16 protein-coding genes are annotated in these 22,674 nt (G+C 59.7%); 3 read left to right on the top strand and 13 right to left on the bottom strand.

What is annotated here, in order from left to right; translation table 11 throughout:
* The first annotated feature begins 166 nt into the window (after positions 1-166).
* Positions 167-1,084, top strand: coding sequence for a helix-turn-helix domain-containing protein (locus tag PA598K_RS03595; RefSeq protein ID WP_185601519.1), 918 nt, complete (start codon positions 167-169; stop codon positions 1,082-1,084).
* Between the two features lie 101 nt (positions 1,085-1,185).
* Here the strand turns inward: PA598K_RS03595 and PA598K_RS03590 are convergent, their stop codons facing one another.
* Complete coding sequence (locus tag PA598K_RS03590) at positions 1,186-2,349, bottom strand: 5-methyltetrahydropteroyltriglutamate--homocysteine methyltransferase (protein WP_128655534.1); 1,164 nt, start codon at positions 2,347-2,349, stop codon at positions 1,186-1,188.
* Positions 2,350-2,481: 132 nt separating this feature from the next.
* Positions 2,482-3,033 carry a hypothetical protein gene (locus tag PA598K_RS03585; protein ID WP_128655533.1) on the bottom strand — a complete coding sequence of 184 codons (552 nt, stop codon included), beginning with the start codon at positions 3,031-3,033 and terminating at the stop codon, positions 2,482-2,484.
* Positions 3,034-3,165: 132 nt separating this feature from the next.
* Between PA598K_RS03585 and PA598K_RS03580 the strand changes: the two genes are divergently transcribed.
* Positions 3,166-3,729 carry a TetR/AcrR family transcriptional regulator gene (locus PA598K_RS03580; protein WP_307719862.1) on the top strand — a complete coding sequence of 188 codons (564 nt, stop codon included), beginning with the start codon at positions 3,166-3,168 and terminating at the stop codon, positions 3,727-3,729.
* A gap of 20 nt (positions 3,730-3,749) precedes the next feature.
* Here PA598K_RS03580 and PA598K_RS03575 read toward each other — a convergent pair whose 3' ends face one another.
* From PA598K_RS03575 to PA598K_RS03530, 10 genes are all read right to left on the bottom strand, one after another.
* A complete protein-coding gene (locus PA598K_RS03575) occupies positions 3,750-5,750 on the bottom strand; it encodes a hydantoinase B/oxoprolinase family protein (RefSeq protein ID WP_128655531.1) in 2,001 nt (666 codons plus the stop codon).
* The gene (locus tag PA598K_RS03570; protein WP_128655530.1) at positions 5,747-7,807 is read right to left on the bottom strand and encodes a hydantoinase/oxoprolinase family protein; all 2,061 of its coding nucleotides are present in this window, start codon (positions 7,805-7,807) and stop codon (positions 5,747-5,749) included. Before PA598K_RS03570 ends, PA598K_RS03575 begins: the two co-directional genes overlap by 4 nt.
* A 39-nt stretch (positions 7,808-7,846) precedes the next feature.
* Positions 7,847-9,028, bottom strand: a complete 1,182-nt coding sequence (locus PA598K_RS03565) for a metal-dependent hydrolase family protein (RefSeq protein ID WP_128655529.1) — start codon at positions 9,026-9,028, stop codon at positions 7,847-7,849.
* Positions 9,029-9,043: 15 nt separating this feature from the next.
* On the bottom strand, positions 9,044-10,438 hold the full coding sequence (locus tag PA598K_RS03560; RefSeq protein ID WP_128655528.1) for a M20/M25/M40 family metallo-hydrolase: 1,395 nt from the start codon (positions 10,436-10,438) through the stop codon (positions 9,044-9,046).
* Between the two features lie 56 nt (positions 10,439-10,494).
* A complete protein-coding gene (locus PA598K_RS03555; protein WP_128655527.1) occupies positions 10,495-12,153 on the bottom strand; it encodes an ABC transporter substrate-binding protein in 1,659 nt (552 codons plus the stop codon).
* Positions 12,154-12,301: 148 nt separating this feature from the next.
* Positions 12,302-13,222 (bottom strand): oligopeptide ABC transporter permease, encoded by a 921-nt coding sequence (gene opp4C, locus PA598K_RS03550; RefSeq protein ID WP_128655526.1) that lies wholly within the window; start codon positions 13,220-13,222, stop codon positions 12,302-12,304.
* A 13-nt stretch (positions 13,223-13,235) separates the two neighbouring features.
* A complete protein-coding gene (locus tag PA598K_RS03545) occupies positions 13,236-14,192 on the bottom strand; it encodes an ABC transporter permease (RefSeq protein WP_128655525.1) in 957 nt (318 codons plus the stop codon).
* Between the two features lie 27 nt (positions 14,193-14,219).
* Complete coding sequence (locus PA598K_RS03540; protein ID WP_128655524.1) at positions 14,220-15,224, bottom strand: ABC transporter ATP-binding protein; 1,005 nt, start codon at positions 15,222-15,224, stop codon at positions 14,220-14,222.
* Positions 15,208-16,200 (bottom strand): ABC transporter ATP-binding protein, encoded by a 993-nt coding sequence (locus tag PA598K_RS03535; RefSeq protein ID WP_376739034.1) that lies wholly within the window; start codon positions 16,198-16,200, stop codon positions 15,208-15,210. Before PA598K_RS03535 ends, PA598K_RS03540 begins: the two co-directional genes overlap by 17 nt.
* A 31-nt stretch (positions 16,201-16,231) precedes the next feature.
* On the bottom strand, positions 16,232-17,287 hold the full coding sequence (locus tag PA598K_RS03530; RefSeq protein ID WP_128655522.1) for a uroporphyrinogen decarboxylase family protein: 1,056 nt from the start codon (positions 17,285-17,287) through the stop codon (positions 16,232-16,234).
* Between the two features lie 222 nt (positions 17,288-17,509).
* Here PA598K_RS03530 and PA598K_RS03525 point away from each other — a divergent pair, with 222 nt between their 5' ends.
* Positions 17,510-18,823, top strand: a complete 1,314-nt coding sequence (locus PA598K_RS03525; RefSeq protein ID WP_128655521.1) for a PucR family transcriptional regulator — start codon at positions 17,510-17,512, stop codon at positions 18,821-18,823.
* Positions 18,824-19,059: 236 nt separating this feature from the next.
* Here the strand turns inward: PA598K_RS03525 and PA598K_RS03520 are convergent.
* Positions 19,060-22,674, bottom strand: a 3,615-nt coding sequence (locus PA598K_RS03520; RefSeq protein ID WP_185601517.1) for an immunoglobulin-like domain-containing protein, incomplete at its 5' end; no start/stop codon positions are given.

Here is a 22,674-nt window from a genome sequence, read left to right as displayed (position 1 = left end):
TCATCCGTCCTCTCTGTTAGCATACGGGCCCCGTGCGTTCAAAAGCTTTGGCCTAAACGATTGTATATTTGCACTTTTGTGATTTCAGTTGCACTTTGATTGACATATCGTTTTGCCCGCTTTACGATGGAGACGAACAGGTGGGAGCGCTTCAGGGGGGATGGCTATGGGGAAGCAACAGTATCGATTTATTAAGCTGAAGGAACAAATTTCGGTCGATCGAATCTATTCGATCCACTACAACGAATTCAACAAAAACTTCGTGTATTCCGGAGAGCAGCACGACTTCTGGGAGTTTCTCTATGTCGATAAAGGCGAGGTTGAAATCACCACGGATTATTCTTCCTTCCATCTCATCCAAGGCGACATGATCTTCTATTCTCCGAACGAATTCCATAGCTTGAAGTGCAATCGGAAGACACCGCCGAATACATTCATCGTGGCCTTCGGCTGCAAATCCGAGGCGATGCGATTTTTTACGCACAAAATGCTGCGGCTCGGTAATGCCGAACGGCAGCAGCTCTCGAATCTCATGGAGGAGGCGGACAAGCTGTTCGCAGCTCCCATCAACAAGACGATCAACAAACCCGCCTCGGCGAGGTCGGCTCACCCGCTCGCACGCAAGGATAAGCCTGACTTCGGGGCCGAACAGTTGGTCAAAATCTATCTGGAGACGCTGCTCATCCAGCTCATCCGCCGCAGTCAGGCACCGCCGTCTGCTCGCAGACTATCCTCCTTGCCCCAAGAGAAAGGACAACGCGACCTGATCCGCCGGATCGTCGAATTCCTGACGGCTCGAATCGCCGAGCGCCCGTCCATCGATGCCGTGTGCGCCGAATTTGCCCTGAGCCAATCTCATGTTCGCTCCTTATTCCGCGACCATACCGGCAGCGGCGTCACGGAATATATCGTGCGCTTGCGGATCGAGCATGCCAAGCTGCATATCCGCGAAGAAACGTACAACATGACGGAGATCGCCGAGCTTCTCGGCTATGCAAGCCTTCATTTTTTCTCGCGCCAGTTCAAGCGCATCACAGGCATGTCGCCCAGCGAGTATGCCAGGACGGTTCAAGCGCAAACGTAAAAAAGAGCGGAATGACAGGTATGACAGCCTGCATTCCGCTCTTGTCTTTTGGATAGTCGTCTTCCCGCCGATCACCGTCTGCTACCTTGCCGAGGTCGCGATTAAGCTTGCCCCCAATACTGCTTGGCAATTTTTTGTCCTTGGTCGATCTTCGCCCATTGCTCCGCTTCGCTCAGCTCGTTGCCGCCGTCGCAGGAGGCGAAGCCGCACTGATGCGAGAGCAGCAGCCGGTCCTTGTCGATGATCTTCGACGCTTCGTCGAGCAGACGCACGACGCGCGCCTCGTCATCGAGCGTACGCGTCTTGGAGGAGAGCAGGCCGAGCACGATCTCGGTGTCCGGGCGATCCTTGAATACTTCCAGCGCCTCGATCGAGCCTGCGCGGTCGTCGTCCCACTCCAGGAAGAAGCGGTCATATTTGAGCTGCTTCAGGAACAGATTGGCGATCTTGGCATACGAGCCTCCGCCCATGTTGCGTGAGTCGTAATTGCCGCGGCAGTTATGCGTCCACATCTTCAGCCCCAGACTATGGCCGAAGTCGATGACCGTGTTGTTAATCTCGATGAAGTCGGTCGCCAGCTTCTGAACCTCTGCATGGTCGACCTGCTCGCCCGTAAACGGCGAGTTCGGGTTGTCGTCGGCGAACAGCTCCCACAGGCAGTCGTCGAATTGCAGGATCCGGCCGCCAGCCGCAGCGAAGTCGGCCACGAATTCCTTGTAGGCGCTCACCAAGCCTGCTTTGAGCTCCTCCTTGTTGCGATAGACCGCATCAGCGCCGTTCATGTTGTCCGACCACGACAGCTCGCCGAAGATATGGGATGGCGACGGCACGCATAGCTTCGTCTGCTGCTCGCCCGCCGTCTCTTGCAGCTGCTTGAACAGCCCGATGAAATGATGATTCTTGCCGCTCAGCGGCGCTGTGATGCGGATGCCGATATCCTTGCGCGTCTCGTACTTGGACGATCCGTCCAGGTCGCGGAAGAAGTAGCCATGATCGGCGATATATCGTTCGACGCCGCCAAAGCCCCATACGAAGTCCAGGTGCCACAGCGATTTGGAAAACTCTCCGTCCGTCAGGACGGACAGGTTATGCTCGACTTCCTTCTGGACGACCTGCTGGATCGCCTCCGTCTCGCATTGTTGATAGCCCTCAAAATGGTCATAGAACGGATACTGAATATCGTCACGGTGCTCGATCTGGGTTTTATATTTCAACAGCTCTTCAGGCCGCAATAGACTTCCGACGATCTGGAACTTGTCTGTCATGTCCTCCAACCTCCTAGATGTTATACGATGATCATATCACGCCCGGGAGGAGGAGATGGAATACCAAAAAGGCATACCTGGTTATAGCTAAAAGCTATAGCCGGGTACATTTGCCATGTCAAGTTGAAGCAGCTACGCCGCCTCTCCAGGACTGCGCCGGGGCCACAAAAAATAGGTCAAGGCGATAACGAAATCGATGCCCAGAACGACAGACCAGATGCGTAGGATCCCATTCAGCGCTGCTGTCCGGGAGGCATCGTCTATCAGATAGGTCAACCCCAGCAACAGGCCGCAGCCGATCGCGTAGGCGAGCAGATGCAGCAGCCAGCTGCCCATATAATCGCGAGCTTGCGCCATCCCATACAGCTTCGCCGGCTTCGGCCCCTCCTTGGTGACATAGTAGCGGAACCGCTCATCCGCCCATCGGATCATCCGCTTCCCAAAGGCGATCGACACGCCGATATACACGGCAGCGATGCCATGGGCGACCGTCGCCTCGCTATTATGGTACAGCAGATCCCAGCCGGTCAGCAGCAGCAAGACCACATCCACGACCGGCGTCAGCGCCAGCAACACCATCCCCGCCGCAGGCTGTCGCCCGATGTAGCGCACGGTCAGACCCGAGATAATAAACACCCAAAATGCGATTTCGCAGCCTACGATCATCCAGGCGATTGCATTCATGCTCCCAGCTCCCTTCCGAACCAGTATAGCAACTTCATTTTTATAATACAACTGTATTATATTGTTGTTTCCATTCCACGGCTTTGCTACAATAGAAGCATGCCAAAAATTGTGGATCATGATGAGAGAAGGTTGGAAATTGCGGAGGCCGCCTGGCGGGTCGTCCAGCAGAAGGGCATCAAGGGCGCCAGCGTGCGCAATATTGCGCAGGAGTCCGGCTTGTCGCTCGGCGCGCTAAGGCATTATTTCCCGACCCAGGATGATTTGCTCGTGTTTGCCATGGAGGTCGTCAAGGAGCGGGCAACGGCGCGCATCCGGCAGGTGGCTACGGAGGAGCTGCCCCCCGTCCGCAAGGTGCTGCGCATGCTGATGGAGATGGTGCCGTGCGACGAGGAGCGGCGGCTGGAGATGGAGGTTTGGTTCGAGTTTACGTTCCATATGAAAAAATCAAATCCGCCTGCCTTTGACGCGCAGTATGACGGGATTCTGCAGGCGGTGGAACAGCTCCTGTCGCATCTGGCCCAGCTAGGGTTGCTGCGGCCGACGTTGGAGCTGCCGCTCGAAGCGGAAAAGCTGTACGCCCTGCTCGACGGGCTGGCTCTGCACATGCTGATGGGCCCGGACCGGCTGAAGCCGGCCCGGGCAGAGCAAGTGCTGGAGAGCTATCTGGCCTCCATTTGCAAGCCGGGGACTTGAGGAGAAGCTGGGTTGGCAGTCTAGAGCCGAGTCGAGTAAAGCTGCCAGATCGCCTCGATATCCGCCGCCGTGACCGACTCGCCGTCCTGCTGGGCCGCCAGCTTGTGAACCTCCTGCTTGCGGTTCCAGCGAAGCGACGGCGGCAGCTCCTGCAGCAACACCGCCAGCGCATCGCTGGCTTCCGGCGTAAATCGCCGCTCGTACCGCTCGCGGGCTTCGCCAAATTGCCACAGCGGCTGTACGATGCCCGCCGTCTGTCGATGCCGCTGGGCGCGCAGCTCCTCGGTCGCCAGACGATCCCAGGTGAACAGATGGCCTGAGGGATCGTCCGCCAGCTCGGCGATGACGACGCCATATTGCTCGGCCGCTTGTCCCGGACTGAGGAGGCCGTCGGCGACTTCCCGCACCACCAGCTCCGGGGAACGGTCCAGCGGATTGCCCCAACCGCCGCCGCCGGGCGATCGGATACTGACGATATCCCCTTGCTCCGGGGTCAGGACGCTGATTTTGGCGATCGGTTTGCGCTCGCCATCCGGATTCAACACGATATGGCCCAGCGCCCCCGCCTTGCCGCCCGTCAAGCCCCAGGGCTGGAAGCTCATCCGCTCCAGACCTCTGGCGGTCACGATAGACTCTGGTCTCCTGATCTCAAAATCAAGGCCGATCGCATGGCCGCCCCGATGCAAGCCCGCGCCGCCAGTATCCGGCAGCAGCTCGTAGCGATGCACCAGCACGTCGATGTGCTGCTCCAGACTCTCGATCGGCGTATTCTGCAGGAAGCCGGAGGCATGATCGATGCCGTCGACGCCATCCATATCGCTCTGGCCGCCGCCTCCGCCGCCCATCGGCTCGATGACCGCCATGTCGCGGGACCTGCCGTCATCGCCCGGCGTGGAGAGGACGACGATGGCTGCTTGCCCCGCTCCCGCCGCAGGCACCAGCTCCGGCACAGCCTGCGACAGGGCGCCCAGCACCGCGCTGTACAGCCGCATCGTGATCGCATGGCGCACCCCGACCGAGGCGGGATACTCCGGGTTGACGATGCTGCCGCGCGGCGCGATGACGCGGATCGGCGCGATGATGCCTCCGTTGACAGGGATATAAGGGTCGGCGCTAATAATATAGTTGATCAGCCCTTGCAGCATAAAGGAATGCGGCTTGCCGTTGGTGACCAGATTAAACGCGGTGCTCACCTGCGAATCGCAGGTGGTGAAGTCCAGCACCATCTCCGAGCCCTGCACCGTCAGCGTCAAGGCGAGCCGGATCGGCACGTCGGACACCATGTCGTCGTCCAGATAGTCCGCGAAGGCGTAGCTGCCGTCAGGGATCGCCGAGATGACCTGGCGCGAGCGCTGCTCTCCCTGCTCCAGCAGATCCAGCATAGCCGCCTTCACCGCTTCGCTGCCGAACTTGCGCGCCATCGTATGAAGACGCGTCTCCGCCGTATTCACGGCAGCGACCATCGCGTGGATATCGCCCCGATTTAACCCCGGCACCCGGCTGTTGTTATCCAGGAAGGACAGCACGTCCGTGTTGGACTTGCCTGCGCGGTACAGCTTGACCGGAGGTATGCGCAAGCCCTCCTGATGGATGTCGGTTGCCAGCGGCGAGATGCTCGCCGGGACGAGCCCCCCCACGTCGCTGCAATGGACAAAGGACCAAGCGTAGCTGATCAGCTCGCCGTCCACGAAGATCGGCTTGAACACATGCACATCGGGAAGATGCGTCGCCAGCCCGTCGGTGCTGTAAGGGTCGTTGGTAATAATGATGTCGCCCTCCTCCAGCTCCTCCCGGCAGGACTCGATCGCCTGCTGCAGACTGAGGCCCATGAAGATCGTTACCCCGATCGATTGTGGGTAGACAAAAAACTGTCCGGAGGGCGCTGCCAGCGCGGTGGCAAAATCCGCCGACTCCTTGACGAAGGTCGTCATGGAGGTCCTCTCGATAATATGCCCCATCCCGCTTGCAATCGCATTAAAATAACTCCGCATAATCTCCAGCGTTACCGGGTCCGTCCTCATGCCGTCTCCTCCCCTCTGCGCAAAATCAAATTGCCATGTCCGTCGATCCGGCCCTGCCAGCCATCCAGCACCAGTACCGTCGTGTCGTCCTGCTCCACGATGGCCGGTCCCGCGATGACATGGCCCTCCAGCAGCTCCGAGCGCCAGTAGATCGCAGCCTCGCTCGTGCGCCCGTTGCAAATCATCTGCCGCCGTCCCTTCGCTTCGGCCGGGCCCTCAGCCCGCCCGATCTGGCGGATGCCCGGCTTGATCGTATGCCCCAGGATACGGACGCGCAGCTGGATAACCTCCAGCGCGGCCTTCTCATCATGATGGCCGTACTGCCGCTGATGCAGCTCGTGGAACGACTGTATGATGCTGCGATGATCCTTGCGCCGCAGCTGCTTGTCTTCAATCGGCAGCTCCAGCTCGAAGGCCTGTCCGGCATACCGGATATCCATGAAGTAATGGATGCTGTGACCCTCGAGCCCCTGGATCTGCTGCTCGGCCAGCCAAGCCTCCGCCTGCGCCGAGAGCTTGCGATACTCGGCCCGCAGCTCGGACAGCGCAATCTGCTCCAGCCGCTCGTAACGGGCCTGCACCGCATCGTAAGCGAAGTCGGCCAGCAGCGAGCCAAGCGCGCAGAGCGTGCCGGGGCTAGGCGGGATCAGCACGGAATCGGCGCCGATCTCCTCGGCCAAAAAGCTGACGACGACCGGACCGGCGCCGCCAAAGCCAAGCAAGCTAAAATCGCGCGGGTCCAGGCCATGCTGCTCGATGATGCCGCTGAGCTCGGCGTACATGTTGGCAACCGCGACCTGGATCATCTTGTCCGCCGTCTCCCAAATGTCGCATGCGAGATAGTCGGCGATCGGCTGCAACGCCTTGGCCGACAGCTCGGGATGCAGCTGCATATGACCGGCTGCGAACCGATCCGGATGGATGTAGCCGCAGAGCAGGAAGGCATCGGTCATCGCCGCTTTGTCGCCGATGCCGTAGCAGGCCGGACCAGGATCGGAGCCTACGGACTCCGGTCCGACCTTCAGCAAGCCTCCCTTGTCGATCCAGGCGAAGGAGCCGCCGCCAGCGCCCACCGAAAAAATCGACACGGCAGGCAAAATAATCGGAAACCCGGCCAGATGATTGCTCTGAACAAAAGACGGCTGCAGGTTCTCGATGATGGAAATGTCTGCGCTGGTGCCGCCCATATCCAGTGTGATGACATTGCGCAAGCCTGCCGACTCCGCTGCCCGGACCGCGCCGACGATGCCTCCAGCCGGACCGGAGAACAGGGTGCGGACCGGCGCTTCCGCCGCTGTCCCGATATCCATCAAGCCGCCATTGGACTGCGTAATAAACGGCTTGGCCGTCACGCCCTCCAGCAGCAGACGCTCCGTCAACGTTTGGAAATACCGTTTGCATGTCGGCAATATATATAAATTTACGGCAGCCATGACGGCGCGCTCGTATTCGCGCATCTGCGGCCACAGCTCGGCTGACGTCGTTACCTCCAGACGTCCGCCCGAGCGTTCCCTGATCCGTCTGGCTGCCGCAAGCTCATGTTCAGCGTTTTTGTAGCTATGAAGAAAACAGACGACGATGCCTTCGACCTTGGCCGCCATCGCGGCGTCAATCGCCGCGTCCAGCTGCGCCAGGTCAAGCTCGCGAGCGACCGTGCCGTCCTGGCGCAGCCGCTCCGCGATCGGGTACACCAGACTCCGGGGCACGAGCGGCTCCGGCAGTCGAGAGCGAAAATCATAAGGCACCGGCAGCCTCAGCCGCTGCAAGTGCAAAATATCCCGAAAGCCTTCGGTAACGAACAGCGCCGTTTTGGCGCCTTTTCTTTGCAGCAATGTATTGAGACCAATGGTCGTGCCATGCACGAAATAATGAATCTGATCGGCCGTCAGCCCCTTCTCTCGGAGCAGCAGCAAACCATTGGCGATTCCCTGCACAGGGTCACCCGCCACGGTCGGCGTTTTGAGGCTGACGGTTGTTCCGCTCTCTTCTTCATATACCGTAAGGTCCGTGAACGTTCCCCCGATATCGATGCCCAGACGGATGTTGGATGTGCTCAAGTACGTTTGCCCCCTTGTTTGTCATGTAGAGCGGTACCGTCACAGCAAAAGCAGTTTTCCGCTTACTAAGCGCCCGTCCTTCATCACTTGCTTGTCTTCTCTGAGAGCATGCAAGTCGTCAAGCGGATTGCTCCGCACAATTAGCAGATCGGCCTTTTTGCCGGCTTCGATCGTGCCGCGATCGTGAAGGTCGATGCATGCAGCGGCTACTCGCGTGGACGCGTGGATAACCTCCATCGGCGTCATGCCTGCCTCCTGCATGATCACCAGCTCGTCAAAGTAAAATCTCGGCGGCGTCGCGGGAGAGCCGCAGTCGGTTCCTGTGGCGATCTTGACCTGCAGCGACACGGCCTGCTCGAGCATGCTGCGATGCGGCTCCAGCACATGCTGCACCTTCTTGTGTGCCCAGGCCGGGATGCCGCTGTCCGAAGCCAGATTGCGGAACACGATCATCGTGGGCACCAGATACGCATCTTGCGCCTTCATGCGGTGGAGCGCGTCGCGGTCTGCATAGATGCCGTGCTCGATCGTCTCGATCCCGGCATCGAGGCAGTTGACGATGCCTTGCAAGCCCTGGGCGTGGGCGGCTGTCTTCTTGTTCTTCTTGGCCGCTTCCTCGCGGGCCGCCTTCAGCTCGGACAACGTCATCTGGACCGAGCCCGGCTCCTCGCCGTTCGTGTAGATGCCGCCCGTCGCCATCACCTTGATGACGTCGGCCCCTTGCTTCAGCAGCTGACGCGCCGCCTTGCGGACCTCGTCCTCGCCGTCGGCCTCCACGCCGATGTAGTGGATATGGCCGCCTGTCATGCTGATCGACGGCCCGGACGCGACGATCGTCGGGCCGACCAGCAGATTGGCGTTGATGGCGTTGCGCAGCTGCAGCACCGTCTTGAACGGCGAGGCGAGATCGCGCACCGAGGTAATGCCGAGCGACAGCGTCTGCAAGGCATGGCGGTAAGCATACAGCGTTACCGTCTCGGGATCGGCTCCGGCGATCAGCGACTGCGGATGGGACGAGCCGTTCCAGATCAGATGCACATGCGTATCGATCAAGCCGGGCAACACATAAGCGCCCTGGCAGTCTATCACTTCAGCGGCTGTCGAGGGATATGCGCCGCGGCCAACGGCGGCGATCGTGTCGCCGTCGATGACGACATAGGCGTCATCCACAGGCTCTTGAGACAAGCCGTCGATCAGGATGCAGTTTTTTAACAGTTTCAAGGCTGTCGCCTCCTCTCAGTTCGTAGATGGCTGTCCGCCGAAGCGGCTCAGCAGTAAAGCGATGTGAGCGATGCCCTGCTTCAGGTCGGCGATCCGGACATTCTCGTTGGGCGCGTGATAGCGCGAACCGATCCAGCCGATGCCGGTGCTGACGATAGGCAGCTGCAGCACCGAGCCCAGATCGTACATGGGGCCGCACCCCGGATGGCTGGGCGTGAGCGTGACGCCGTCTGGATACAGCTCCTCTGCCGTGCTCCGCACCAGCTGGACGAAGGGATCGGACAGATCGGAGCGGAAGCCCCGCTGTCGGTCGTTCAGCACGCGGATCTGGATGTCGTCATAGCCATGCCGATCCAGATGCGCGCGGAGCAGCTCGAGGATACGCTGCGGCTCCTGCCCCGCCGCCAGCCTGGCCTCGACCTTGGCCATCGCTTCGCTCGGGATGAGCGTCTTGGCTCCGCTGCCGGTATATCCGCCCTGGATGCCGCAGACGGTGAGCAGCGATTCAAAGGCGGTGACGACGCGCGGGTCCTTACCGGAGCGCTCCGTCAGCAAGGGCAGGCGCAGGCCGTAGAGCCGCTTGATCGCCTCGCCGTCAAACGGAAGCTGCCTGACCGCCTCCAGCTCCTCGGGGGTAGGGGCCTGAGCGTCATCGTGGAAGCCGGCCACCAGCACCTCCCCGTTCGGATCCTTCAGGCTGGAGAGCGCATGCGCCAGACGGAGCACAGGGTTGTCGATATAGCCGCCGGCCAGCGAGTGCTGGTCCTGATCGGCTCCCTTGCAGACCAGCTCGAGATAGAGCAGTCCTCTCAAGCCCGCGACCAGCCCCTGCCGCTCGCCCTCATCCTTGTAGCCGAACTCCCAGATGCAGGCGTCAGCGGCAAAGGACTCGGCGTACCGGGCCACATAAGGGGCCAGATTCGGGCTGCCGATCTCCTCCTCGCCCTCGACCATAAACTTCACGTTGCAGGGCAGACCGCCCGGCTGTCGCCGGAGCAGGTCGACCGCCGCCAGCCGCGCCGCGATATCGCCTTTGTTGTCGCCGACGCCGCGCCCGAACAGCTTGCCCTCCCGTTCCGTCAACGCAAAGGGCGGCGATTCCCATTCCTCTGCCGGCTCCTCCGGCTGGACATCGTAATGGTTGTAGAACAGCAGCGTCCTGTCGGCATCTCCGCCCGGACCTGCGGCGAAAAAGCCGTAGACGACGGGATTGCCGGGCAGGTCGTCGTAGATCAACGCTTCGCCGCCCAACGCCTCCACGCTCCGCTTCACATAGGACGCAGCGGCCGGGATCTCCCGATGCTGCGCCGCGACGGAAGGGATGGCCACCATCTCCCCGAGCAGCCGGACCGCGAGAGGGTACGCCTCCTCGGCCGCCTGCAACCAACGGTCCGCTTCCTTGCTGGACATGTCTGTTTCCTCCTTCCGCCGTCTGCGCGAGCCGACAGGCTCGCGCGGCCGGTGCTTTACGCCTCGATATCCCAGTTTTGCAGATCAGCGAACGTGCCGAACACTTTAGGACCGCCGTGGATGACTTTTTTGGATACGGCGATGAAGTCGGGATCGGAATAGAGCGTGATCATCGGCAGATCCTCCTGCCACAGCTCCTGCAGTTGGTTGTAGATCTCCTTGCGCTTGGCCGGGTCGGCTTCGTTTTTGCCTTCGAGCAGCAACCGGTCGTTTTCTGCGCTTTCGTATTTCATAAAGTTGTATGGCTCATTGCTGCCGTAGAGCGAGGTGTAGTCCGGGTCCATCGTAAAGGTAAAGCCCATGAGCAGCAGGTCGTATTCGCCCGCGCGCGCCTTTTGCATGACCGTCGGGAAGTCGAAGGTGGAGATTTGAGCCTTTACGCCAACCTGACGCAGATTTTCGACGATAATGTTGCCTACCTGCTCGCGGATCTGGTTGCCTGTAGGCACGATCAGCTCCAGCGTGTCGTCGAAGTTCCAGCCGGCTTGCTTGAACAGCGCCTTGGATTTCTCCGGATCGTAGTCGTAGGACTTCACATTCGGATTGCTGTATGCATGCAAGGACGTATAAGGGCTGTTAATGATCTCTCCGGTGCCCGCCAGCAGCTCGTCGACGATGAATTGGCGGTTGATGCCATGCGCGATCGCCTGGCGCAATGTCACATTCGTCAGCTTGGCTTGATTGATCAGCACGCTCTGGAAGTTCAGCGTTGTTTCGATGCTGCTTGTCACGTCGGGCAGGTTTTGGATCGTTTCATAGTCCTGCACCGGGATTTTGGCCGGCGAACCGCCGGACGTCATATGAATCTCGCCGCTCTGCAGTTGAGCGACCAGATTCGGCACGGTCAGGATCTTGATGTAGACGTTAGCCAGCTTTGGCGCGCCCTGATAGTAGTCGGGATTGGCGGCTAGCTGCACGTATTGGTCTTTCTCGTATTTTACGAAGGTGAACGCTCCGCTGGTGACGTTCGGGCTCAGCATGAACGGATCTTGCGCCAGCTGATCCTTGGCGACCTTGTCGAGGACATGCTTGGGCAGGATCAAAATTTTGGAGCCGATCTGCTCCTTCACCAGATTGGGGTCCACCGGCTGCTTGGTCGTCAGGGTGACAGTATGCGCATCGACTTTTTTGACGGACGGAATCTCGCTTTGTCCCTCCGGCAGCTTGCCGGTCGCTTCGACGCCTTCCAGTATCGACACGTAGGCGCCGTATACGGAATTCACCAGCGGGTCGGCCGCACGGTTCAGCGTGAAGATCAGATCGTCGGCCGTTAGCGGCGTGCCGTCGGACCAGGTCGCTTTTTCGTCCAGCTTGATCGTGTAGTTCTGGTTATCCTCCGACTCGATCGATGTCGCCAGCTTCGGCACGAAGCTGAGCGGGCCGTCCATGACCAGCAGCGGATCGAACAGGAAGCCCTGGACGTACGTGGATGCGATATCGCCGTTGGCCAGCGGGTTAAATGCGACCGGCGGAATGGACATGCCGATGAACAGCGTTTTGTCGGCGGCAGGCGTCTCGCCGCTCGCCTGGCCATTGCTTGCCGGCGGCTCGTTCGTACCGGATGTGCCGGCATTGTTGTTGCTGCACGCGGCGATAACGGCAATGGCGACGACGATGACGAACAGGCGAAGCAGAAGAGCAGATTTTTTCAACATGCGAGTAACCCTCCAAATAATGTTTGTATGTGCTCCATTGGTGCTGGAACCGTGACAGCGCTGGCTGCCGCGTGGCGTCACCAGCTTCAGAGCTCTCACTCGCTCCGTCGGACGCCCGGGCTCATGGCCGGTCGATCCTGTGTGCGCATCAGCGCCGTCCCTTCGGGTCCATCACATCGCGCAGGCCGTCGCCCATAAAGTTGATGGAGATGACCGCAATGATAATCATGCAGGAGGGCGGCACCCACAACCAGGGACGACCGGACAGCGTGGAGAAGGACTGCGCTTCGATCAGCATATTGCCCCAGCTCGCGGTCGGAGGCTGGACGCCCATGCCGAGGAAGCTGAGCGACGCTTCCGTAATGATCGCCACAGCAATGCCGAAGGTGGCATTGACGAGGACAGGGGCGATGACATTGGGCAAAATATGCAGGAAAAGCAGCCGCGGCGTGCTGTAGCCGAGCGCGATCCCCGCTTTGACGAACTCCTTTTCCTTGACCGATAGCACGCCGCCCCGGATCAGCCGGGCGACCGACGGCCAGCCGAGCAGGCCAAGCGCCAAAATAATGTTGCCCAGACTGGGTCCGAGCACGCTGACCATGACGAGAATGACCATCAGGTAAGGAAAAGACATAAACACATCGGTAATCCGCATCGCCAGGCTGTCGACCCAGCCGCCGAAATATCCCGCAATGGCGCCGACCAGCGTACCGATGGCGACATAGATCGCTACCGCTCCGACGCCGACGGACAGCGAGACCCGCGAGGCATAGATCAGCCGACTGAGCACATCGCGACCGCTCTGATCCGTACCGAGCAGATGTCCGTCCGACCACGAAGGAGCCAGATAGGAGCGTCCGACCGCATAAGGATCATAGGGAGCGAACAACGGCGCCAGCAGCGCCATTAGCGCCAGCAAGGCGAACAGGACCAGTCCCGCTCCGGCCAGCCTGTGGCGGAAAAACCGCCTGGCGAGCAGCCGCCAGCCGCCGTCCTGCTCCGCCGCAATCTCCGCCGATGCGATCTCCCGGCCGCCCTCGCCGTCTGTCAGCACGGTTTTCGTACGCATGAGCTCGCTCCCTTCATCGTTTGCTGTATTTGATCGCAGGGTCCGCCGCCGCATAAGCGATGTCCGTCAAGAGGTTAGCGGCCAGCACGGCCACTGCCGCGATCAGGTTAATCGCCATCAACGTCGGATAATCGCGCGAGCCGATCGATTGGATCATCAGCTGTCCCATGCCCGGCCAGCCGAATACTTGCTCCGTGATGACCGCCCCGCCGAACAGCAGCGGCACATCGAGCCCTACGACCGTAATGATCGGGATCATCGCGTTGCGGAGCGCATGCTTGTTGATGACGATAAACTCCGACAGCCCTTTGGCTCTCGCTGTGCGCAGATAGTCCTGCCCCAGCACCTCCAGCACGCTCGAGCGCACGTATCGCACCATGCTTCCTGCGGAGGCGGTCGCCAGGATGAGCGCCGGCATGATCAGATGGTGCAGCAGATCGCCTAGCGTCTTCTCCTTGCCCAGTGTGTACATCCCGCCCGTCGGGAACAGCTTCCAAGTGAGCGCGAACAGATAGATGCCGCCCAGCCCGAGGATAAAGTTCGGGACAGACACGCCGAGGAAGGAAAAGGAGGTTGCGGAGTAATCCAGCCATGAATATTGCTTCCTGGCGCTGAGAATGCCGATCGGAATGGCAATCAGGTAGGCCAGCAGCAGAGATGAGCCCATCAATAGCAGCGTAGGTCCGATCCGCGCCCCGACCACCTGGGCTACCGGCTCGTAGCTTGAATAGGAATAGCCGAAATCGCCTTGCAGCACATTGCCCAGCCAGCGGAAATATTGCATGGCAATCGGATCGTTGATGCCGAGCTGCTCTTTGCGCAGATCGATATCGGCCTGGCTCATGGAGGGATTAATAAACATCTCTACAGGATTGCCCGGCGCCATATTGATAATAAGAAAATTGAACAGCGTGATCCCTGCGAGGACTGGAATCGCGATCAGGATGCGGCGCAGCAAATAGTGAAGCATGCTCTTCCTCCTCGTCTGGGGACTTGGTCAATGCAGCGGATAGTGGCATGCGGCCAAATGGTCGCTCTCGCCCGTCAGAGCCGGCTCCTCCGTGCTGCAGCGCGGCTGCGCATACGGACATCGCGTATGGAAGCGACAGCCTGCGGGCGGATGCAGCGGGCTCGGGATATCTCCCTGCAGCACGGGCTCGTCCGCGCTCCGCTCATGCGGAGAGGCCGGGGGGTTCGAAGCCAGCAGAGCAGCGGTGTAAGGATGTCTGGGCGCCCCGAACAGCTTGGCGCTGTCGCCGATCTCCACCAGCTTGCCCAGATACATCACCCCGATCTCGTCGCTGATATAGTCGACAGCGCCCAGGCCATGGGCGATGAACAGATAGGTCAGGCCCAGCTCGCCTTGCAGATCCTTGAGCAGGTTCAGGATCTGAGCCTGGATCGACACATCCAGCGCCGATACCGGCTCGTCGCATACGATCAGCTTCGGATTCAGCGCCAAGGCCCGCGCGATGCCGATCCGCTGACGCTGGCCCCCCGAGAATTCATGGGGATACCGGTTCCGGTGATGTCTGGACAGCCCTACAGTCTCCAGCAGCTCTTGCACTCGCGTCTCCACCGCAGCGCCCTCGAGCAGCCGATGGACGCGTATCGGCTCGCCAAGCTGGTCGCCGATGCGCTTGCGAGGATTGAGCGAGGAGTACGGGTCCTGGAATACAATCTGCATCTCGGTCCGCATCGGCCGAAGCTGGCGCTGGGTCAGTCCCGTCAACTCGCGGCCCTGGAAGGTCACGCTGCCCTCCGTAGGCTGCTCCAGTTGCAGGATAAGCCGGCCCATCGTCGACTTGCCGCTGCCCGACTCGCCGATGATGCCTAGCGTACGACCTTGCTCAAGACGGAACGAAACGCCATCCACCGCCTTGACTTGTCCCGCAGGTCTGCCCAGCAGGCCGGCGCGGACCGGATAATGCTTCTTCAGTCCGCCAACCTCCAGCAACGGATGCTCCTTGGCCTTGGACTCGCCCTCATCGTGTCTGTCCATCTCCCGCTCCCCCCTCTCCATCGGCAGCCAGCCAGCAGCGCACCTGGTGTCCCGGACCGGCTGCCAGCAGCGGCGGGTGCTGCTCTCTGCACCGATCCATCACATGCGGGCAGCGGTCCTGGAAGCGGCAGCCCGTTGGCATATGCTGCGGAAGCGGCACCGTGCCCGCAATCGCCGCCAATCGTTCTCCTTTGCCCCCTCCAATCTGCGGGATGCATTCGAGCAGCCCTTTCGTGTAGGGATGGCGGTGATGGTCGAACAGCCGGAACACATCCGCCTCCTCCACCACTTCGCCGCCGTACATGACGATGACGCGATCAGCCATCTCGGCTACAACGTTCATGTCATGCGTGATCAGCACGATGGAGGTGCCGAACTCCTTTTTCAGCCCCTTCATCAGCCGCAGGATCTGCGCTTGTATCGTGACGTCCAGCGCGGTTGTCGGCTCATCGGCGATCAGCACCTTCGGGTTGCAAGACATCGCCATGGCGATCATGACCCGCTGCAGCATGCCGCCCGACAGGGCGAACGGATACTCCCGCATGATCGACTCCGCGCGCGCGATGCCCACCTTCCTCAGCATCGCCTCGCCTTCGGCGCGCGCCTCCTTGCGGCTGAGCTTCCGGTGCTTGCGGATCTGCTCGGCAAGCTGATGACCGATCGTCAGCACCGGGTTAAGCGCGCTCATCGGCTCCTGGAAGATCATCGAGATCTCATTGCCGCGAATCCGATTCAGCGCTCTGGCCGTCAGCCCCGTCAGCTCCCGGCCATCAAACGAGATGGAGCCGCGGCTCACTCGGCCGGCTTTTCCGAGCAGGCCCATAATGGACAAGCTGGTTACGCTTTTGCCGCTGCCCGACTCGCCGACGATGGCCAGAGTCTCCCCCTTGCCGAGACGAAAGTCGACATTTTCAACCGGCGCGATGTCGCCTTTTTCCGTTTGGAACGTCACTTGCACCTGCCGAACCTCCAGCACCGCCTCCAAAGCGTCTCCCCCTCTCCGCTGCCTATTGCTCAGGCGTATGTTGCTGCTCTACTGCCGCCCTCAGCGCTCGCAGCGCCTCGCGATCCGACTCGAGCGGCAAGCCGCAGCCCGGGGCCAATACGAATGGCCGTCCGGTCAGGCTGCGGATGGCCTCGTCTGCTTGCCGCGCCACCTCATCGGCCGATCCCGCAGCAGCGAACAACCGCTCGTCTACTCCGCCCATCGCGACGGGGCTCTCCGACCAGCTCAGACTCTCCGCGAGGGGCGGATTGCCCGGAGCGCGATCCGCCCAGTGAAGCGCGGACACAGGATAATCCGCGAACCGCTCGGGATGCGCTTCCGGTCCGCAAGTATGGAGGATGATCGGCGCCGGAGCAATTTCCTTCAGCAGCATCAAGTCATACGGACGACCAAACGTCTCGTATTCCTCCTCCGTCAGGTAGCCGTCGCGCGCCAGTCCGAGCACCGCGTAGAAGATCCCGTCCGCTCCCGCCTGCAACGCCGCCCGGGCATAGCCTGCCAGCGTCTCGGTAATGTGGCGCAGCGCAGCGTGGACCTCGTTCGGACTCGCTGCCAGCAATCCTGGCAGCGGCGTCGCCTCGCGAATCGCGGGACGATAGGAGGCTAACGTGCGATGCCCTCCGAGGTATTCCAGCACCGCTAGCGGCGAGAACAAGGTCTGGACAATCGGCACATCCTCTCCGAGCTCGCGGCGCACGCCCGCAATCGTCGCGAGCTGCTCGCGGAACGGCTCGGCGTCTGCCGGGCGGCGGGTAATCCGTCGCAGCTCGTCGGCTGTCGAGATTTGCGCTTTGGCTACGGCCGGCACAACCCCGTCATATTGCTCGTAGTCGTATTCATTGCCCCAGACCTCTGCGTAATACGTCGTCCGGGGATTGATCTTGACAAAATCCCAGTCATGCTCGCGTTGAAACGCAACCGTTGCCGCAGCTAGCAATTCGCTGTCGCGCTCGGCTTCGATAAAATGCCGCCACGCCGATACGAGCGGCCGATCAGCAGCCTGCCCGTCTCGCAATATGCGAAGGAAACGCGTCTTTTTCGTCCATTCAATCGTCATTTCGAACGTCCTTCCTAGATTTAGGAATGGTTTTTCCGGAAAACTCGTACTATAATTCTCAATATCCGATAGGCTAACTTAGATATCGCATAATTTCATTATAAACGACCCCAATCTCATTTCTTCATACACAATGTCTGATTCGTCGGCCGCTTGATTTTACATTTTGTAGGGCGATTTTGATCAGAAACGCTTCCAGAATGAGGAGAGGAGGGATTCAGCATGGAGATAACGCATAATCTGGGCAAGCTCGCCGACTTTTCGCATCGCCTGCAACAAGCCATTATTAAAAAGGCCGAAGTTCATACAATTGTCGAGTGCCTGAAATCCTTCACTTCCTATACATCGCTATATCTCTCGATCACCGAAGCCTCGCTCTGTATTCCGGCCGAGGGCGAACCGGGAGCGGGAGAGGAGCTGCTGCGCGAAGCCGAGGCATTAGTGGATCGTCAGCCGCCAACCGGCCGCAAGCCAACGCGCCTGACGCTCCCCTCGGGAACCGTCGTCGTTCTGCAGCCGGTGCTGGGGCTTGGACACGTGTTGTCCTATATCGGCTTGGCCGCTCAAGCGTCCGCGATGACCGAAGAAGACAGCCTGTACATCGATCTCCTGCTGGACTATGCGGGCAGGACTGCAGAGCAGCTGTTGCTGCGCAAGCTCGTATTGGATGACCGGATGAGCGAGGGGCATGCGACGCTGGTCCACGGCATCCTGTTCGGCGATATCCCCCACGAGGATCAGATGCTCGCCCAGATCGGCCTTCCCTCCTTGTCGACAGGACATTATTTATTCGTCTCGGGCACTGTCATCCTGGACCGTTCGGGACAGCGGGAGGAGAGCTTCTCCGCCAAGGGGCCCAACCAGGATATCCTGATGCTCCTGCGCTCGCTTCTGTCCACGCACGGCATATATAACTTGCTGCTCTTGCACAATAACGTCATCCATCTGCTCTGCATCCGGGAGACCTTCGGCAACAGGCAGGCGCAATGGGAGAAGGTGAAGCAGTCGCTTCGCAAGGTAACGGAGCTGCTGATGAAATCCAGTCGGCTGCGTCCCGAGGAATCGCTGCGCATTCATGCGGGCTTTGGTCATGTGAAGTCTTCGCTGCGCGAGGCCGCCCAGAGCTACCGGGAAGCGCTGGATGCCGTCGCGATTACGCGCATGCTGGAGGAGAAGCCTTCGGGGAGCGCTTTTTACGAGGATATGGGAATCTACCAGATGCTAAAAAGCATCGGCGATACCGACCAATTGATCCGGTTCGTGCAGAACCATCTCGGCCCCTTGTTGGCCTACGAGCAATCGGGAGGACTGGCGCTGGTGCACACGCTCGACCACTATCTGTCCTGCATGGGCTCCAAGCAGGAGACGGCCGAGCGGCTGTTCATCCACCGGCAAACGCTGTATCATCGCCTGGACAAGCTGGATGAGCTGCTCGGCCCTGATTATCTGAGACCAGAACGGCGATTATGCCTGGAGATAGCGATCCGGGCGTATGATCTGGTGAAGGATGAAATGAAGGCGGAACGAGCCATATGACAACCCTGTTGGGTGAAGGATAGCACTGGGCGTGTCTGAATACACTAAGGAGACCTCGCTGCCTAAACAGCGTTTAAGATGACTGATTGCCGCCGCCGACCTTTGCTCCAAGAGTTCTTATCATTAAAAAAATCCCCTTTAGAACAATGGATAACTTGTCCTAAAGGGGGATGACCCATATTACTGGTATTAGCGCCCTCCTACATGGGCAGGGAAATTAAAGCTTCGCCGCGAGCTTAGATCAACTTTGAAGCGCGTAGCAATCTCTCGATAATCGTTGCCGCCTCCGCTCTCGTAATCAGAGCCTTCGGCGCAAGCTCCTTCGTCTCGCGACCTTGAACGATGCCTGAATCTATCGCCGCCGCCATACCCTGACGGGCCCACTGGGCAACCTCATTACTGTCTGCAAAAGCGGCCAGCAACGCGTCCGCAGCGCCCGACTTAAGCTCCTTATGCAAGTCTGTAAGTGCCATCGCTCTTGCAAGGATCGTCAACGCTTCTTCACGGGAAATAAGATTCGTCGGCTTGAACGCTCCTGTAGCATAGCCTTTTACCAGCCCGAACTTCACTGCGGCAGATACAGAATCATAGAACCAATCGCCCGGGTTCACATCGCTCAAGCGCTGCTCCTCGCCTGCGTCGTTCTTCAGACCGAGAGACCGCACGAGCATCGTGATGAACTCGGCTCGCGTAATCGGTCGGTTGGGCTCGAATCTATCCTTCGTCATCCCGACGACGATGCTTCTCGATGCCATCTCATCGATTGCAGTCGCCGCCCAATGTCCCCTCACATCCTCGAATGCAACCTGCTTGCCGATCAGCGCGAAGTCGCCATTGTACAAGCTGTTGATGACGGCGTAACGCTCGCCGTCGCGAATCTCTATACGAGTCGGCATATGCAGAAGCGTACCATCCTTCGTAACCGAGAGGCCTGTCGTAACCTCCGATTGTGCGCCCTTCGGAAGTCGGACTTCTCGTTGCACATAGCGATTAAACCTCTCGACCTCCACTACAGCCCCATTCCACTCTGCAACGATTGAGAACCGGACAGGAGTACCTGTCAGCATCATTCGATCGGCAGTTGCCAATTCGTTCATATGCGCGGCATCGGCTGAATTGGCCAAAGCAATCGAGAATGTTACGAATCGATCGCTTGGATCGTCAGGATTGCCGAGCGTAGTGAGATCTATTGCTGCCGCAGGCACCGTGTATGCCCCTAGACCACTCTCGATTCGGAATACGCCATCAAGCTGTATCATCCGATCCAGCAGTTCGCCATTCACGACTGCATCCGCGATAGTTACATCCGCAATCTCAGGAACCGTCAGCACGCTTCCTGCTGGCGCGTCGGTCAGAAGCTTGAGGATCGCGTCATTGTCTACGATAATTCGCGCAGCCGCTTGGTCAGTCGATGCCGACTGATCGAGGATGGCTGTATCCCGCTGTCTCACGCCATTCAGTATCAGATCGATCAGCACGCCCTCCACCTGCTGGATTTTCCCCGGGGTGACGAGCAGCAACTGGAATTTCACAATCCGATGATTCGCATCCACTTCGTAGACGCCGATATACCGATTCCGCTCCGCATCCGAGCCGAAGATATCATCGCCGGATACGTAAGGATTCGTCACGCCTTCGCCTGACGGCGCCTGGTCTCCGACTCTCGGGACGGAGATTGGAGTGTTCGATACCTTCACGACCCATTTATTCCCCTTGTCCGGCGTTCCCACGACGACCTTGGTCGCCCCGTCCTTGCTGCCTTTGTCCAGCGTTGCCGGCGGGGACAAGGTCGGCGCTGGATGGTATCCCCCCGTATTGTTGCCGCCATTGCTTCCTTGGGCCGCATCGATGGAGACAACCTGGAAGCGGCTGAATCGATCGATCGCAATCTCGACGCCAGTCAACGTTCCATTCTCCCTCCGCAGGATGCCCCGCAATAGCTCGGTCGTCCCGTCGCTGTGCTCGACGAATACATGCAGAGCATCTGGTTGTTGGGCCGCAAGCAAGACACTGTCGAGTGGGAGCGTTACTCTCGTCTGACTTCCGGTCAAGTTCGTTTCGATCTTTCTTGGAACCCCCAAGAGCTTCAGCGTCCTGCCAGTTGCAGCCTGCTTCACTTGACTATCCTCGCGGAGCGCTTGACCCGCTTCGGCTTGCTCCGTGCTGCTGTTCACAGGTACGAGCCGGAAGTATAGGTCGGTGCCTTGCTCTGCCAGTTGCTTCAGCGTGTCGGTACCGATGCTGATACTGCCTTCATCGGTTCGGATAACCAGCAGTCCGTTGCGGTCGGCTACCGCTGCGACAGCGGAGCCTGGGATCTCTACGGCAACTTCGTCTGCCGGCTCACTTGCCGATTGCGCAATTCGCAGCTCTACGGTACGCTTGGCCGCCTCACTCTCTCCAGGATCGAATGCATCGGTCAGCAGCGTCATCTTGGCTGGGTCGACAATAACCGTATCGATACTTGTTCCGTCTGACAGCCGCGTCCGCAGGATAGTAAATTGATCGCTGTTCGGCGTACCATTCGGGTTCACGGTCGCTTCTGCCACTCTCGATGTCGGCTGTCTCGTCTCGCCGTCAACCTTTGTGACCGTCCGATTGTTCACGACCATAAGGAAGGTCTTCGTAACGGAAGCCTCGCCTCTGGCTATCGTCGCTGTCAGCACGACATGCTTGTCGCGGCTCTGTGGACGAACGACACTCGCCTGCGCTTGTCCGTTTTGCGTCCCGATGGCGATCGTGCCCGGATCTGCCGAGGACCAGGAGATCGATGTTCCATATAACCCTTGACCCAGCATCAGGAAATCAAGCGTCACGGATTCCCACGTATCGCCCTGCGCGAATGTAACGCCTGTATTCACTGTCAACTCCTTGGCCGCTTCGCGCACAGCATCCTCATCGGTCATTTTCAGCACCTTCACGATGAAGTCCTTGGTCGCGACAGCTCCGGTTGCCTGCTCTCGGATCACCGCAGTCAAGGTGACGTACACATCCGCATCATCGACCCCAGGTCGGGTAACGCGGCCGTTGCTCTGAACACGGGCTGTATCGCTGCTCGTCCATGTGATGCTCGTCAGGCCCGATTGCCCTCTTGCGGGCAGATAGACCGTACGGGTCACATGCTGCTGATGATCTCCAGCTTGATAGCCGAGGGTCAACTGGTCGAGGTCTTGCTGCAGTGCAGTGGACACAGGCGAGATGTCGCCATGTCTCAACACGATCTGCTGGAACCTTACGACCTTGCCCGACGCATCCACCTCGTACAAGCCAATATACCGATTGACTTCGGCGTCCGCACCCGGGATATCATCCCCCATCGTATACGGACTGATGACGCCTGTGCCGTCAGGCTCGGCATCGTTTGCGTTAGGTGTTGCGATCGGGCTAGCTGATACCTTTACGACCAGATGATGACCTGCGCCGACCGTGATTGGCGGATCGGCTTTGAGCTTCGTTGTGCCTGGGTTGCTGCCTGGTTCCAGAGTCGGCTTGGGGCCAAAGTCCGGCGCCGCAGTTGGACTAGGCTTCACATCATCCTTGCCAAGGACGAGCAGACTGAACTTCACGACCTTGTTGTTGCTGTCTACTTCATAGATGCCGATGTACCGATTGACCACCGGATCGACGCCTGGGATGTCATCGCCCAGCGTGTACGGGTTAATGACACCGTTGGTTGGCGCGGGGTCGCCCGCACTCGGCGTAGCGATCTTGCTCGACGACACCTTCACGACCAGATGGTTGCCTGCTCCGACCGGGATCACTGGGTCGCTCGGCAGCTTCGTCGTATCAGGATCAGTTCCCGGTTCCGGCACAGGCGCTGGATACAGCTCCGGCGCTGCCCCTGGCTTCGG

Source organism: Paenibacillus sp. 598K, from assembly GCF_003851045.1.
Classification (GTDB): Bacteria; Bacillota; Bacilli; order Paenibacillales; family Paenibacillaceae; genus Paenibacillus_D.
Note: the sequence above shows the minus strand (reverse complement) of the source record. Positions and strands in the feature narration are given on the sequence as shown.